Origin of the sequence: Pseudomonas sp. TH32 (genome assembly GCF_016650855.1) — a bacterium.
In the GTDB taxonomy this organism is placed as follows: Bacteria; Pseudomonadota; Gammaproteobacteria; order Pseudomonadales; family Pseudomonadaceae; genus Aquipseudomonas.
This window is the reverse complement of sequence record NZ_JAEKFA010000002.1, coordinates 4,063,546-4,077,647: the sequence shown is the minus strand read 5'-3', so window position 1 is coordinate 4,077,647 and position 14,102 is coordinate 4,063,546. Positions and strand designations below refer to the sequence as shown.

The following is a 14,102-nucleotide window of genomic DNA, read 5'->3' as shown; positions in this document are numbered from 1 at the left end:
TTGACTGACACGCCCCATTCGCGAGCAAGCCCGCTCCCACATTTTTATCGCATCCCAATCAGCGTTGCGCGGCGCCTGGGCGGTACATTTTGAACAGCGCTTCCGGCCCCAACTGAAAATAATCCGCCGGGCCGCCTCCACGCAGGATCGGCTCGGCGGCAGCGGTGTCGTACACGCCGTCTTTCAGCAGCCATTTGGCGATATGCACCGCGACCACTTCGCCAAGCACCAACCAGCTGGGCACCCGTTCCTTGTCGGCGCGCTGCAGCTGAATGATCTGCGTCACCTTGCACTCGAACGACACCGGGCTTTCCCCGACGCGAGGCACGGCGATCACCTTCGAAGCCACTGGCGTCAAGCCAGACAATTCAAACTCGTTGACCTCGGGTGATACCGGCGCGCAACTCTGGTTCATCTGCTCGGCCAGCGGGCGGGTGGCCAGGTTCCACACGAATTCGCCGGTCTGTTCGATGTTGTTCAGGCTGTCTTTGCGTCCGACACTGGAAAACCCAATGATCGGCGGAATGTAGTTGAAGGCGTTGAAGAAACTGTAGGGCGCCAGGTTCAGGCGGCCCTGGCTGTCGTGGGACGAGATCCAGCCAATCGGACGCGGGCCGACAATCGCATTGAACGGGTCATGGGGCAGGCCGTGGCCGTTGGCGGGTTCGTAGAAGTGGATATCGTCGGACATGGCCGGGGTTCCTGCTGCGCGGTTCGGGGAGGGCATCATAGTGCAATCCTATGCTGCGGATTTCTATCATCCATATGGAATTTTCATACCGCCCCCACCTATTTTTCACAGCTCCCGGTTCAGTCTGCGCGCCAGGTCGACACCCCCGATAAGTCGACCGTTTGAACGACTGAGCCTTTGGAGCCTTCTGCACAATGAACAAACTTCCTCAGATCACCCTGGCGTTCTGGGTCATGAAAATCTGCGCCACGACCCTGGGCGAAACCGCCGGGGACTTGCTGTCGATGACCTTGAATGTCGGTTACGCCATCAGCTCGATGATCCTGATCAGCGTGTTCCTGGTCACCCTGGTGACGCAACTCTGGTCGAAAACCTACAACCCGGTGCTGTACTGGATCGTGATCCTGTCCACCAGCACTGCCGGCACCACCATGTCCGACTTCATGGACCGCACGCTGGGGCTGGGTTATGCCACGGGCTCGATGATTCTGGTGTCGATCCTGGTGGCGATCTTTGCCCTGTGGCGTATCAGCGGCGACTCGCTGAACGTGAACAAGGTCCAGACCTTTCGCGGTGAGCTGTTCTACTGGATGGCGATTCTGTTTTCCAACACCCTGGGCACGGCGCTGGGGGATTTCCTGGCGGATGATTCCGGGCTGGGGTTTGCCGGTGGGGCCTTGCTGATCGGCGCGAGTATCGCGGTGGTGGTGTTGCTCAAATACTTCACGCGGATTTCGTCGGTGCTGCTGTTCTGGGTCGCGTTTGTGCTGACCCGGCCGTTCGGCGCAACCCTGGGTGACTTCCTGACCAAACCCCATGAAAAGGGCGGGTTGGACTTTGGCACCATCGGCTCGTCGGCCGTATTGGCGGCAGTGCTGGTGGTGATGATTGCCGGGGCGGCGTATGCCCAGCGCCGGTATGGGCGCCAGGCGGTGGCCGAGCTGTCCTGAAGCCAATGAAAAAGGGGCCATGTCAGTCAATGACATGGCCCCTTTTTTACACCTGGCGAACCCTTAGTCCGTGGTGATCCGCGAATGCTTGCGGGTGTCCTTCATGGTCACGTACACCAACAGCGACACGGCGATACACGCGGTGACGTACCAGTAGTAGCCGGTCTCCATGCCAATGCTCTTGAACCACAGCGCGATGTATTCAGCGGTGCCGCCGAAGATCGACACGGTCAGCGCATAGGGCAGACCCACACCCAGGGCACGGATTTCGGTCGGGAACAGCTCAGCCTTTACCACCGCGTTGATCGAGGTGTAGCCGCTGACGATGATCAGCGCCGCCATGATCAGGAAGAACGCACCCCACCAGGTCTGGATGGTGTGCAGGGTGGTGAGGATAGGCACCGTGAACAGCGTGCCGAGGACGCCGAAGGCGATCAGGATTGGCCGACGGCCAACCTTGTCCGACAGCCCGCCGATGATGGGTTGCAGGCACATGAACAGGAACAGCGTGGCCGCCGAAATGGTGGTGGAGTCGGAGATGCTCATGCCGACCGTGTTCACCAGGTATTTCTGCATGTAGGTGGTGTAGGTGTAGAACGCCAGGGTGCCGCCCATGGTCAGGCCGACCACGGTCATCAGTTCCTTGGGGTGGCGCATCAAGGTGCGCATTGCGCTTTCCTTGGCCTTTTCTTTCTTGGTGAACGACTCGGTTTCTTCCATGCCGCGACGCAGGTACAGCGCCACTACCGCACACAACGCGCCGATGGCGAACGGGATACGCCAGCCCCAGTCGTACAGTTGCTCGGTGGTCAGCAATTGTTGCAGCACGATCAATACCGCCAGGGCGATGAGCTGGCCAGAGATCAGGGTCACGTACTGGAAGCTGGAGTAGAAGCCCCGACGTTCCTTGGTCGCCATCTCGCTGAGGTAGGTGGCGGAGGTGCCGTATTCGCCACCGACCGACAGGCCTTGCAGCAAACGCGCGAACACCAGCAGGATCGGTGCGCCAATGCCGATGGCTTCATAGCCGGGGCTCAGGGCAATCAGCAATGAGCCGAAGCACATCAGGTATACCGACGCCATCAAGGCCTTTTTACGCCCGACCTTGTCGGCGTACAGGCCCATCAGCCAGCCACCGATCGGGCGCATCAGGAAGCCCACGGCGAAGATCGCGGCGGTGTTCAAGAGTTGTGCGGTGGTGTCGCCTTTCGGGAAAAAGGTCTTGGCGAAGTACAGCGAGAAGGCCGCGTAGACGTACCAGTCGTACCACTCGACCATGTTGCCGACCGACCCGCTGAAGATCGACCTGATACGGCTGGAGGTGGTGCGTTCTTTTGCCGGCGCAGCCGCCGACCCCAGAGGCAGGGAGTTGGAGTTATCCATTTAAGGATCCTTCATCTAATTGTTTTTGTGGAGCGCGCGGTAGCGCAGCCTGGTCGGGGCTATAGCAGGAGCTGTGCCAAGCAGGTGAAGGCCCGGTCTAGAAGGGTTTGCAGATTTTTTTGAGCGGAAAGTCGCTGATGATTGGAGGGTGATGAGCGGAAATCCGCTCATTCGTCTTTGAGGAACGTGTCCCGCGCCAGGCCATGGCGCTGCATTTTTTCGTTGAAGGTGCGCCGGGGCAGTTGCAGCTCGGCCAGCACCGCCTTGATATCGCCTTTGTGCCGGGTCAATGCGGCTTTCAGGCAATGGGCTTCAAACGCTTCCTGCTGCGCCGCCAACGATTGCCCGGCTTCGATGCCTTCCGGCTCCGGTTCACCCAGCCCCAATACCTGGCGTTCAGCGACGTTGGCCAGTTCCCGCACGTTACCCGGCCAGTCATGGCTGAGCAGGCGGCCCAGCGCTGGGCCGCTCAACGGGGCGAAGCTGCGGCCCAGGCGTTCGGCGGCGCTTTGTGCAAAGTGCTCGAACAGCAGCGGAATGTCTTCCCGGCGCTCGCGCAGCGGTGGCAGGCGCAGTTGCGCGACGGTCAGGCGATAGGCCAAATCCTCGCGAAAACGCCCGGCGCGGGCTTCGTCCAGCAGGTCCGGCTTGGTGGCGGCGATGATCCGCAAGTCCACCTTGATGCTTTGATTGGAGCCGAGACGCTCCAGTTTTTGCTCCTGCAACACCCGCAGCAATTTCACTTGCTGGGCCAGGGGCATGCTTTCAATTTCATCGAGAAACAGCGTGCCGCCGTCGGCGTATTCCAGCTTGCCGATGCGCTTGCCCTGGGCGCCGGTGAACGCGCCACTTTCATGGCCGAACAGTTCGGCTTCAAACAGTTGCTCGGGAATCGCTGCGCAGTTCAGCGCCACAAACGGCTTCTTCGCACGGGGGCCGAAATCATGCAGGCAACGGGCGACCAGTTCCTTGCCACTGCCGGTTTCGCCGCGAATCAGCACATTGACCGGAAGACCTGCCAGGTCCAGCACTTGCCGGCGCAGGTTCTGCAAACCCCGGGACACCCCCAGCAGGCTGGATTCCAGTTGAGCCCGGTGATCGGCCTGTTGATGCAGGCGGCGGTTCTCCAGCACCAGCCCGCGTTTGTCGAGCGCCCGGCGCAGGCTGCTGAGCAGGGCTTCGGGGCTGAAGGGTTTTTCGAGGAAGTCGTAGGCGCCATCGCGCATGGCTTCGACGGCCATCGGCACATCGCCGTGGCCGGTGAGCAGAATCACCGGCAGGTCGGCGTCGCGCCGCTGCACTTCGGCCAGCAACTCCAGACCGCTGAGGCCGGGCATGCGCACGTCGCTCAGGATCACCCCGGGAAAATCCCTGGGCAATTGCGCCAGGCATTCCTCGGCCCGGCTGAACAACTGCACGTCAAAACCCGACAGGCTGAGCCACTGCTCGACGGCCGTGCGGATACTGGCTTCGTCGTCGACCACAATCACCGCATTCAACATAGGTCTGGCGTCTCCAGGGCGATGGGCAAGGTCAGGGTAAAGATCGCCCCGTCACCTTGATTGCCGGCGCTCAGGCGGCCGCCGAGTTCGTGGACGATAGCGTACGACACGGCGAGCCCCAGGCCGAGCCCGTCGCCCACCGGTTTGGTGGTGAAGAACGGGTCGAACACGCTGTTGAGGTGCTCTTCGGCAATTCCGCCACCGCTGTCGCTGACGGTCAAGCACCACAGTTGCTGGTCGGCGTGCAGGCGGATTTCCAGGCGCTTGCGCGGCTTGTCGGCCATGGCGTCGAGGGCGTTGCGCAGCAGGTTGATCAGCACCTGTTCCAGGCGAATCGCGTCGCCACGTACCCAGGCCGGGCGGGTCAAGTCCAGCACGGTGCCGATGGCTTCGTCCCGCAGGCGGGCGTCGAGCAAGTGCAGGGACTGGTCCACCACCGTGGCCAGGTCGAGGCGTTCGCGCAGGCCGCTGGGGCTCTTGCGGGCGAAGGTCTTGAGGTGGCCGGTGAGGGCGGCCATGCGGGTGAGCATGTCGTCCAGCGGGGTCAGGGCCTGGTAGGCGTCGTCCACCCGGCCGTGGTCCAGCAGCAGCCGCAGGGTCGCCAACTGCATGCGCTGGGCGGTCAGCGGCTGGTTGATTTCGTGGGCGAGGGCGGCAGACATCTGCCCCAGCGCTGCCAGCTTGGCGGATTGCACCAAACCATCCTGCGCCGTACGCAGGGCGCGGGTGCGCTCTTCCACCAACTGTTCAAGTTCTTCGCGGCTGCGCTGACGCAGGCGGGCCAGGCGCCAGCGCTGGGTCAGGAACAGCACCAGGAACACCAGCGCCAGCCATGATCCGGCAGCGGCGAGGCCGGCGTTGCGTTGGTCTTCAAAGGCAACCTGTGGCTTGCGCAGCAGGTGCAAGGTCCAGCCTTCGGCCTTCAGCGGCAGGGATTCCCAAATGTAATTGGCCTTGCCGTCGGGGCCGTCGACGCGCATCAGGTGGCTGTTTTCGTCAAAGCGTTGCAAGGCTTCGGTGTCCAGCGGCAGCAGCTGTTTCTTGTCGTATTGGCGCGTGGCCTTGAGTTCGGCGTGGTCGCTGTCTGAGAGCGGGCGCAACGCGCGGTAGCGCCAGCCCGGCTGGTTGGCGATAAACACAATGCCGCGGGCATCGCTGACCAGCAGCAGGTCATTGCCCTGGGCCCACTCGCGCTCCAGTTCCGGGAATTCCAGCTTGACCACCATGGCACCGAGGAACTGCTCGTTCTCGCCCACTACCGCGCTGGAGAGGAAATACCCGGGAATCCCGGTGGTCACGCCCACCGCGTAGAAACGCCCGGTGCCCTGGCTCAGGGTCTGGCTGAAGTAGGGACGAAACGCGTAGTTGTGCCCGACGTAACTGCTGGGCAGGTTCCAGTTGCTGGCGGCCACGGCCAGGCCGTTGCGGTCCATCAGTTCCAGGGTGGAAGACTGGGCGGCACCGTTGATGCGTTCCAGTTTGCGGTTGAGCAAATCCTGGGTGGCGGCGTCCAGCGGGCCTTTCAAGGCGCTGATCATTTCCGAGTCGAGGGCCAGCACGGCGGGCAGGGCGCGGTAGCGTTCGATCAGGGTGTGCAGGGAGTTGCCATAAAGCATGAGCTGCTGATTGGCGCGGGCGGCGTCGTCCACCAGGGCCAGGCGTTCGGCGTGGCGGGTGGCCAGGGCGGCAGCCAGCATCGCACCGGCAATGATCAGCAGGGAGTAGAAGGTCAAACGCAACGGGCGGGGAATCGCGATCATACGAAGATGAACAGTGCAATTGGGGGCGAGCACCATAGCATGAGGCGCATGGCTTGTTGCGATGGGAGGGATTGTCCTGTGGCGAGGGGGCTTGTCCCCCGTTGGAGTGCGCAGCACTCCCGCTCTTTTCGGGGCCGCTGCGCAGCCCAACGGGGGACAAGCCCCCTCGCCACAAGGTCATTTATCCCGCAGGGGAATTGCTTACTGCACTTCTACCGCCAGGCTTTCACTGATCTTTTTCTGCCAGATGGCAGGACCGGTGATGTGTACCGACTCACCCTTGCTATCAACGGCAACCGTGACCGGCATGTCTTTCACGTCGAACTCGTAGATCGCTTCCATGCCCAGTTCGGCGAATGCCACCACGCGGGATTTCTTGATGGCCTGGGCCACCAGGTAAGCCGCGCCGCCGACGGCCATCAGGTAAACCGCCTTGTGGTCCTTGATCGCTTCGATGGCGGTCGGGCCGCGCTCGGATTTGCCGATCATGCCCAGCAGGCCGGTTTGCTCGAGGATCTGGCGGGTGAACTTGTCCATCCGCGTGGCGGTGGTCGGACCGGCAGGCCCAACCACTTCTTCGCGCACCGGATCAACCGGGCCGACGTAGTAAATGAAGCGACCCTTGAGGTCCACCGGCAGGGTTTCACCCTTGTTCAGCATCTCGACCATGCGCTTGTGCGCGGCGTCGCGACCGGTGAGCATCTTGCCGTTGAGCAACACGGTTTCGCCCGGCTTCCAGCTCTGCACGTCCTCCGGGGTCAGGGTGTCGAGGTTGACGCGACGGGCCGACGGGCCGGCTTCCCAGACGATTTCCGGGTAGGCGTCCAGCGGTGGCGCTTCCAGCGACGCCGGGCCCGAACCGTCGAGCACGAAGTGCGCGTGACGGGTGGCGGCGCAGTTGGGGATCATGCACACCGGCAGCGAAGCGGCGTGGGTCGGGTAGTCCATGATCTTCACGTCGAGCACGGTGGTCAAGCCACCCAGGCCCTGGGCGCCGATGCCCAGTTGGTTGACCTTCTCGAACAGCTCCAGGCGCATCTCTTCGATACGGTTGGACGGGCCGCGCTTCTTCAGCTCGTGGATGTCGATGGATTCCATCAACACTTCCTTGGCCATCACCGCAGCTTTCTCGGCGGTGCCGCCGATGCCGATGCCGAGCATGCCCGGTGGGCACCAGCCGGCGCCCATGGTCGGAACGGTCTTGAGCACCCAGTCGACGATCGAGTCGGACGGGTTCAGCATGGCCATTTTCGACTTGTTCTCGGAACCACCGCCCTTGGCGGCCACGTCCACTTCCACGGTGTTACCCGGGACGATGGAGTAGTGGATCACCGCAGGGGTGTTGTCCTTGGTGTTTTTACGCGCACCGGCCGGGTCGGCGAGGATCGAAGCCCGCAGGACGTTTTCCGGCAGGTTGTAAGCCTGGCGCACGCCTTGGTTGATCATGTCGTCCAGGCTCATGGTGGCGCCATCCCAGCGCACGTCCATGCCTACACGTACGAATACGGTGACAATCCCGGTGTCCTGGCAGATCGGGCGGTGGCCGGTGGCACACATGCGCGAGTTGATCAGGATCTGTGCCATGGAGTCACGGGCCGCTGGCGATTCTTCGCGCAGGTAGGCTTCGTGCATCGCCTGGATGAAGTCAACGGGATGGTAGTAGGAAATGAATTGCAGGGCGTCGGCAACGCTCTGAATCAGGTCGTCTTGCTTGATCACGGTCATGAGTCGCGCTCCTCTATAAGGGAACATTCAATAAAGGTGGCGTCAGTGTTGCATCGGTCGGCTGAAGCCACCTTTCCAAGGCACGCCAAAGTGGTGCAGGCGCGACGCTAAAAAGGCGCGGCAGTATAACCCGCCACGGTGGCCGATACACCCGACTATGGTCAAACTCTACCGGGCGTGATTCCCTGTAGACGCCTTTTTGATCCGAGTCCCTTGATGCCTGAACTTCACGTCGGCGAACGCCACTGGTCGGTAGCCACCGGCAGCAACCTGCTGGATGCCCTGAACCAGGCGGGGGTGGCCGTGCCCTACAGCTGCCGTGCCGGCAGTTGCCACGCCTGCCTGGTGCGTTGCCAGGGAGATATCCAGGACAACCAGCCGGATGCCCTGAGCCCGGCACAACGCCAGGACGGCTGGCGCCTGGCCTGCCAGTGCCAGGTCACGGCTGACGTGCGGGTCGAGACCTTTGACCCGTTGCGTGACGGGTTGCCGGCGACGGTGCTGAGCGTTGATTGGTTGAACCCGAGCGTATTGCGCCTGCGGCTGCAACCCGAGCGCGGCTTGCGCTACCGGGCGGGGCAACATCTGGTGCTGTGGGCGGGCAGCGTCGCGCGGCCGTATTCCCTGGCCAGCCTGCCCCAGGAAGACCCGTTCCTCGAGTTTCATATCGATTGCCGGCTGCCGGGTGAATTCAGTGACGCCGCCCGCCAATTCAAGGCCGGTGACAGCCTGCGCCTGGGCGAACTGCGGGGCGGCGCGTTGCAGTATGACCCCGACTGGCAATCCCGGCCGCTCTGGCTGCTGGCTTCGGGCACTGGCCTTGGGCCGCTGTGGGGCGTGTTGCGCGAGGCCCTGCGTCAGGATCACCAGGGCGCCATCCGGGTCATTCACCTGGCCCATGATGCAGACGGTCATTATCTGGCCGAGCCCTTGGCGCAACTGGCTGCGGCGCACCCGAACGTGACGGTTGAGCGATGGACAGCGGCTGAGGCAACCGAGGCTTTGGCGCAACTGCGGCTTGTTTCCCGGCAAACTCTGGCCTTACTCTGCGGGCACCCTGCCAGTGTCGAGGCCTTCTCCAAGCGCCTGTTCCTGGCCGGACTGCCGCGCAATCAACTGCTGGCCGATGTGTTCCTGCCCCGTGGTTGAGCGCTGAATTTTCCAGCCGCGAGATTTGCCATGACCGATGCCATCCTGCAGCAACGCGAACGCGGGTTGCTGATCCTGCAGCTCAACCGCCCGGACAAGAAAAACGCCCTGACCCGCGCCATGTACAGCCAACTGGCCAAGGCGCTGGAGCAGGCCGATGCCGATACCGGCGTCAATGCGGTACTGATCCAGGGCAGCAGCGAGTGCTTCACTGCCGGTAATGATATTGGCGACTTCCTTGAACAACCTCCGGCGGATCTCGACAGCCCGGTGTTTCACTTCATGCGCAGTTTGCTCAATTGCCGAAAGCCGGTGATTGCCGCGGTGGCGGGTGTGGCGGTGGGGATTGGTACAACGCTGCTGCTGCATTGTGACCTGGTGTATGTCAGCCGGGATGCGCGGTTGCGCATGCCGTTCGTCAACCTGGGGCTGTGCCCGGAGTTTGGTTCCAGTTTGATCCTGCCGCGTTTGTTGGGGCATGCCAAGGCGGCGGAGTTGTTGCTGTTGGGTGAAGGATTCAGCGGTGAGCAGGCGGCTATCTGGGGCATTGCGACCGAAGCGTTGGGCAGTGGTGAGGCGGCATTGGCCAAGGCGCGGGAAGTCGCCGGCCGGTTCGAAGTCCTTGCGCCGGGCGCGGTGCAAGTCAGCAAGCACCTGATGAAAAGCGTCGATCGCGAACAGTTGCGCAAGGTGATCGAGGAGGAAGGGGCGTTGTTTACCCAGCGGTTGAAGTCGCCGGAGGCGATTGCGGCGTTGTCGGGTTTTATCGCCAGACGATGAAGAAGTGTTGTGGGAACGGGCGCCATCGCAGGCAAGCCAGCTCCCACAGTTAATCGCGTTTCTTCAAGTCAACTCGGTCAACTGTGGGAGCTGGCTTGCCTGCGATGAGGCCCTGATAGCCAATGGAATATCCCGATCTGAAATGCAAAAAGCCCCGCCATTCACATGGCGGGGCTTTTGTTTTTCAGCGTGTCACTCAGACCATTGGGTCGCCAACGTGCAGGATCTTCATGCCGTTGGTGCCGCCGATGGTGTGGTAGCTGTCGCCCTTGGTCAGGATGACCCAGTCGCCTTTCTCCACAACGCCGCGCTTGAGCAACTCGTCGATCGCGGCCTGGCTGACTTGCTCAGGCGGCAACGAAGCCGGGTCGAACGGTACGGTGTAGACGCCACGGAACATGGCCGCGCGGGCCTGGGTTTCGCGGTGCGGGGAGAACGCGTAGATCGGCACCGAAGAACGGATGCGCGACATGATCAACGGCGTGTAGCCACTTTCGGTCAGGGCGATGATCGCTTTCACGCCCGGGAAGTGGTTGGCGGTGTACATGGCGGCCAGGGCGATGCTCTGGTCACAGCTTTCGAAGACCTTGCCGATACGGTGGCTGGAGGTCTTGCTGGTCGGGTGCTTTTCAGCGCCGACGCAGATGCGCGCCATGGCCTGTACGGCTTCCAGCGGGTACGGGCCAGCCGCACTTTCAGCCGAGAGCATCACGGCGTCGGTGTAGTCGAGCACGGCGTTGGCCACGTCGGACACTTCGGCACGGGTCGGCATCGGGTTCTGGATCATCGACTCCATCATCTGGGTCGCAACGATCACCGCTTTGTTGTGGCGACGTGCGTGCAGGATGATTTTCTTCTGGATGCCGATCAGCTCGGCGTCGCCGATTTCCACGCCCAGGTCACCGCGGGCAACCATGACGGCGTCGGAAGCCTTGATCAGGCCGTCGAGGGTTTCGTCATCGGCCACGGCTTCGGCGCGTTCGATCTTCGCCACCAGCCAGGCGGTACCGCCGGCTTCGTCGCGCAGTTTACGGGCGTATTCCATGTCGGCAGCGTCGCGCGGGAAGGATACCGCGAGGTAATCCACTTCCATTTCGGCGGCGAGCTTGATGTCGGCCTTGTCTTTTTCAGTCAGGGCTGGAGCTGTGAGGCCACCGCCGCGACGGTTGATGCCTTTGTGATCGGACAGCGGGCCGCCGATGATCACGGTGCAGTTCAGTTCAGTTGGCGTTGCGGTGTCGACGCGCATGACCACGCGACCGTCGTCCAGCAGCAGTTCGTCGCCGACGCCGCAGTCTTTCACCAGGTCCGGGTAGTCGATACCCACTACGTCCTGGGTGCCTTCGGTCAGCGGGTGGCTGGTGGAGAAGGTGAACTTGTCACCGATCTTCAGCTCGATCCGCTTGTTGGCGAATTTGGCGATACGAATTTTCGGGCCTTGCAGGTCACCCAACAGTGCAACGAAGCGGCCATGCTTGGCGGCCAGGTCACGCACCAGCTTGGCGCGAGCCTTGTGCTCGTCCGGGGTGCCGTGGGAGAAGTTCAGACGGGCAACGTCCAGGCCAGCCAGAATCAGCTGTTCGAGGACTTCCGGCGAGTTACTGGCCGGGCCAAGGGTGGCGACGATTTTGGTACGACGGACGGACATGCACGGACTCCTGAGTTCAAGCGCTGGGGAAGGCTACTATGCTCTTTGGTTGTAGTCATTGTTCGTTTGCACTACTTATCGATGATTCGCTTGTTTTCACTCTGCATGAACAGATGAACAACCTTGAAGATTTTCGATGAAGGGTCGATACACTGCACAAGACAGGAGAACCCCCCATGCGAATCGTGATCATTGCTGCCCTGGCCGTCAGTGTTGTCGGCTGCACCCGTTGGTCGATGGACCATCATTTGAACAATGCGTACCGCGCTTACGGCGTGGGCGATTGCCAGCGGGTCACCCTTGAGTTGTCCCAGGTCGACCGTGAAAGCCGTTCCCGGCGCTACGTGCAACCGGAGGTCTCGATGCTGCGCGGGCAGTGCCTGGAGCGCGAGAAACTGTTCGTCGATGCGGCGCAAACCTATCAGTTCATCATCAGCCAGTACCCGGCGAGCGAGTACGCGTTCCGCGCGCGTGCCCGTTTGGATACCCTGCAACAACTGGGGCATTACCCCGGCGCGAGCGTTGCCCAGCCGCGTCCGGCGTCATTGTGATGATATTTGTCATGCTATAGCTGGCTCGTTGCCAGTCTTGGGCTAATCTTTAAATGTCGGTTTGTATAGGTTTCTATTCGAACGGATGGAATGCCCGGATTTGGCGGCTGTAAAGTGACAAAGCACTGGCTGTTGTCGCACCGATATCCGGGGAGAGCGGGCCTGTCGGGCTCGTTCCGAATCACTGGAGCGGCCAAATTCATGGCCATTGGATGGCGACCTCATCATGTTTACTCACCGACGGATCGAGCGGCATCAGTTACCCTGCTTCCTGCAAGTGTTCAATCGCCTGACGGACAAGCCCATTGGTTATCTGGGCAATGTGTCCGAGCAGGGGCTGATGCTGATCAGCCAATTGCCCATGATGATCGACGTGGAATTCGAACTGCGCTTGAAGATTCCCGGCCCCGAGGGCGAGGTGCATGCGGTAGACCTCACGGCTACCTGCCTGTGGTGCCATGAGGATATCAACCCTCAGCATTACGACTCCGGGTTCAGTGTGTCCCGGGCGCCTGCCGAATATGGCGAGGTGATCAGTGCACTGTTGAATTACTTCAGCTTCGATCCTTTGCAGGCCTCTGCCTAGATTCTGTCGGCGTGCTGCTCGCTGGGCGGCGCGCCAGTCCTCATAACGCTCCGGCTTTTTTCCAGCCCAGGTAGCGGGTCACCAAAGCGGCTCCCAATTCCGAAGGCAGCGCGTCCAGGACCGACAGGCCGTGGGCGGTCAGGCGGTCGTGGAGTTCGTCCCGGGTATTGAGATAGTCGATGTTGCCGCAATAGGCCAGGGCTTCGGGCAGGGTTTGCACGGGGGCCTGGCGCAACTGGTCAAGGACCTCCTCCCGCAGGCTGGCGACCAGCACCCGGTGCTGGCGGCTGATGCGTTTGACGGCGGCCAGCAACTCTTCATCATCCTCATCCCGCAGATTGGTCACGATGATCACCAGCGAGCGGCGTTTCTGCCGGGCCAGCAGTTGGCTGGCGGCCGCCTGGTAATCGGCCGTGCGCCGTGAAGTGTCGAGGTCATACACCGTATTCAGCAACAGGTTGAGCTGACCACTGCTCTTGACCGGGGCGAGGTAGCGCGGCTGGTCGCTGGCAAACGTGCAAATCCCTACGGCATCCCCCTGGCGCAAGGCGACATAGCTGAGTAACAGGCAGGCGTTGAGGGCGTGGTCGAAGTGCGACAGTTCGGCGTCCTGGCTACGCATGCGCCGGCCACAATCGAGCATGAACATGATTTGCTGGTCGCGCTCATCCTGGTACTCCCGGGCGATCGGGGTGCGCTGCCGGGCGGTGGCTTTCCAGTCGATCTGGCGCAGGCTGTCGCCCTCGCGAAACTCGCGCAGTTGATGAAACTCCAGGCCCAGCCCGCGTCGTTGCCGCTGGCGTACGCCAAGCTGGTTGAGCCAGTTGTCCACCGCCAGCAACTGAGCCCCGTACAGGCGCGCGAAGTCCGGGTAGACGCGGGTGGCATCGCTGACATCTATCAGGCGCCGTGCCGACCACAGCCCCAAGGGGCTGGGAAGATGGATTTCACACCGGGTAAAACTGAAATGCCCTCGCCGCAGTGGCCGCAGGCGGTAACCCAATTCACTGTGCTCACCGGGTCGCAGTTCGATGGACTGTGGCAGGTTCTCCACCGCCAAGCCGTCAGGCACATGATCGAATACACGGGCTACCAGCGGCTGTGGATAGTCGTGTTCCAGCGTCACCCGCACATCTCCCCAGCGACCCAAAGCGAGGCTGCCGGGCATCTGCCGTCGTACGCGCGGGGAGGGCCGGCGGCGCAAGCGGCTGGCGTCCAGCAAGGCCAGCAGCAACAGGGCGAGCAGCAAGCCCCAGGTCACTGAGTGCAGGGTGCCGGGTACCTTGAACTGCAGAGCCACCAAGGCGCCGAGCACGATGCCCAGGCCCAGCAGCACAATGAGCCAGATCAATAGCAGGCGGGCGGGTCTCATGGGCG

The 14,102-nt window shown here is 62.2% G+C and carries 12 protein-coding genes; 5 read left to right on the top strand and 7 right to left on the bottom strand.

Features of this window, described 5'->3' with window-relative positions; genetic code table 11:
* Nucleotides 1-58 precede the first annotated feature (58 nt).
* Nucleotides 59-691 (bottom strand): flavin reductase family protein, encoded by a 633-nt coding sequence (locus JFV30_RS22320; RefSeq protein ID WP_201125200.1) that lies wholly within the window; start codon nt 689-691, stop codon nt 59-61.
* Nucleotides 692-885: 194 nt separating this feature from the next.
* Here JFV30_RS22320 and JFV30_RS22315 point away from each other — a divergent pair, with 194 nt between their 5' ends.
* A complete protein-coding gene (locus tag JFV30_RS22315) occupies nt 886-1,641 on the top strand; it encodes a COG4705 family protein (RefSeq protein ID WP_010169988.1) in 756 nt (251 codons plus the stop codon).
* A gap of 63 nt (nt 1,642-1,704) precedes the next feature.
* On the opposite strand, the gene JFV30_RS22310 is transcribed toward JFV30_RS22315, so the two are convergent.
* The 4 genes from JFV30_RS22310 to JFV30_RS22295 all read right to left on the bottom strand — a co-directional run bounded on the left by JFV30_RS22310 (nt 1,705) and on the right by JFV30_RS22295 (nt 8,011).
* Nucleotides 1,705-3,024, bottom strand: coding sequence for an MFS transporter (locus JFV30_RS22310; protein WP_010169987.1), 1,320 nt, complete (start codon nt 3,022-3,024; stop codon nt 1,705-1,707).
* A gap of 167 nt (nt 3,025-3,191) precedes the next feature.
* Complete coding sequence (locus tag JFV30_RS22305; protein WP_201125199.1) at nt 3,192-4,526, bottom strand: sigma-54-dependent transcriptional regulator; 1,335 nt, start codon at nt 4,524-4,526, stop codon at nt 3,192-3,194.
* Complete coding sequence (locus tag JFV30_RS22300) at nt 4,520-6,286, bottom strand: ATP-binding protein (protein ID WP_169386147.1); 1,767 nt, start codon at nt 6,284-6,286, stop codon at nt 4,520-4,522. Before JFV30_RS22300 ends, JFV30_RS22305 begins: the two co-directional genes overlap by 7 nt.
* 201 nt (nt 6,287-6,487) lie before the next feature.
* Nucleotides 6,488-8,011, bottom strand: coding sequence for a fumarate hydratase (locus JFV30_RS22295; protein ID WP_003214142.1), 1,524 nt, complete (start codon nt 8,009-8,011; stop codon nt 6,488-6,490).
* 216 nt (nt 8,012-8,227) lie between these two features.
* Between JFV30_RS22295 and JFV30_RS22290 the strand changes: the two genes are divergently transcribed.
* Both JFV30_RS22290 and JFV30_RS22285 read left to right on the top strand, forming a co-directional pair.
* Nucleotides 8,228-9,160 carry an iron-sulfur-binding ferredoxin reductase gene (locus JFV30_RS22290; protein WP_201125198.1) on the top strand — a complete coding sequence of 311 codons (933 nt, stop codon included), beginning with the start codon at nt 8,228-8,230 and terminating at the stop codon, nt 9,158-9,160.
* A gap of 30 nt (nt 9,161-9,190) precedes the next feature.
* Nucleotides 9,191-9,940, top strand: coding sequence for an enoyl-CoA hydratase-related protein (locus tag JFV30_RS22285; RefSeq protein WP_201125197.1), 750 nt, complete (start codon nt 9,191-9,193; stop codon nt 9,938-9,940).
* 196 nt (nt 9,941-10,136) lie between these two features.
* Here JFV30_RS22285 and pyk read toward each other — a convergent pair whose 3' ends face one another.
* Entirely contained in the window at nt 10,137-11,588 is a 1,452-nt protein-coding gene (gene pyk / locus JFV30_RS22280; RefSeq protein ID WP_010169982.1) for a pyruvate kinase, read from the bottom strand.
* Between the two features lie 176 nt (nt 11,589-11,764).
* On the opposite strand from pyk, the gene JFV30_RS22275 reads away from it, so the two are divergent.
* Nucleotides 11,765-12,139, top strand: coding sequence for a tetratricopeptide repeat protein (locus JFV30_RS22275; protein WP_003214151.1), 375 nt, complete (start codon nt 11,765-11,767; stop codon nt 12,137-12,139).
* Between the two features lie 226 nt (nt 12,140-12,365).
* The gene (locus JFV30_RS22270; protein WP_010169981.1) at nt 12,366-12,725 is read left to right on the top strand and encodes a PilZ domain-containing protein; all 360 of its coding nucleotides are present in this window, start codon (nt 12,366-12,368) and stop codon (nt 12,723-12,725) included.
* A 40-nt stretch (nt 12,726-12,765) separates the two neighbouring features.
* Here JFV30_RS22270 and JFV30_RS22265 read toward each other — a convergent pair whose 3' ends face one another.
* The gene (locus JFV30_RS22265) at nt 12,766-14,097 is read right to left on the bottom strand and encodes a DUF58 domain-containing protein (protein WP_201125196.1); all 1,332 of its coding nucleotides are present in this window, start codon (nt 14,095-14,097) and stop codon (nt 12,766-12,768) included.
* Between the last annotated feature and the right edge of the window lie 5 nt (nt 14,098-14,102).

What these genes read in the sequence shown, in the direction of transcription:
- JFV30_RS22320 (WP_201125200.1), bottom strand. Translation starts at nt 691, where the DNA reads ATGTCCGACGATATCCACTTCTACGAACCCGCCAACGGCCACGGCCTG.
- JFV30_RS22315 (WP_010169988.1), top strand. Translation starts at nt 886, where the DNA reads ATGAACAAACTTCCTCAGATCACCCTGGCGTTCTGGGTCATGAAAATC.
- JFV30_RS22310 (WP_010169987.1), bottom strand. Translation starts at nt 3,024, where the DNA reads ATGGATAACTCCAACTCCCTGCCTCTGGGGTCGGCGGCTGCGCCGGCA.
- JFV30_RS22305 (WP_201125199.1), bottom strand. Translation starts at nt 4,526, where the DNA reads ATGTTGAATGCGGTGATTGTGGTCGACGACGAAGCCAGTATCCGCACG.
- JFV30_RS22300 (WP_169386147.1), bottom strand. Translation starts at nt 6,286, where the DNA reads ATGATCGCGATTCCCCGCCCGTTGCGTTTGACCTTCTACTCCCTGCTG.
- JFV30_RS22295 (WP_003214142.1), bottom strand. Translation starts at nt 8,011, where the DNA reads ATGACCGTGATCAAGCAAGACGACCTGATTCAGAGCGTTGCCGACGCC.
- JFV30_RS22290 (WP_201125198.1), top strand. Translation starts at nt 8,228, where the DNA reads ATGCCTGAACTTCACGTCGGCGAACGCCACTGGTCGGTAGCCACCGGC.
- JFV30_RS22285 (WP_201125197.1), top strand. Translation starts at nt 9,191, where the DNA reads ATGACCGATGCCATCCTGCAGCAACGCGAACGCGGGTTGCTGATCCTG.
- pyk (WP_010169982.1), bottom strand. Translation starts at nt 11,588, where the DNA reads ATGTCCGTCCGTCGTACCAAAATCGTCGCCACCCTTGGCCCGGCCAGT.
- JFV30_RS22275 (WP_003214151.1), top strand. Translation starts at nt 11,765, where the DNA reads ATGCGAATCGTGATCATTGCTGCCCTGGCCGTCAGTGTTGTCGGCTGC.
- JFV30_RS22270 (WP_010169981.1), top strand. Translation starts at nt 12,366, where the DNA reads ATGTTTACTCACCGACGGATCGAGCGGCATCAGTTACCCTGCTTCCTG.
- JFV30_RS22265 (WP_201125196.1), bottom strand. Translation starts at nt 14,097, where the DNA reads ATGAGACCCGCCCGCCTGCTATTGATCTGGCTCATTGTGCTGCTGGGC.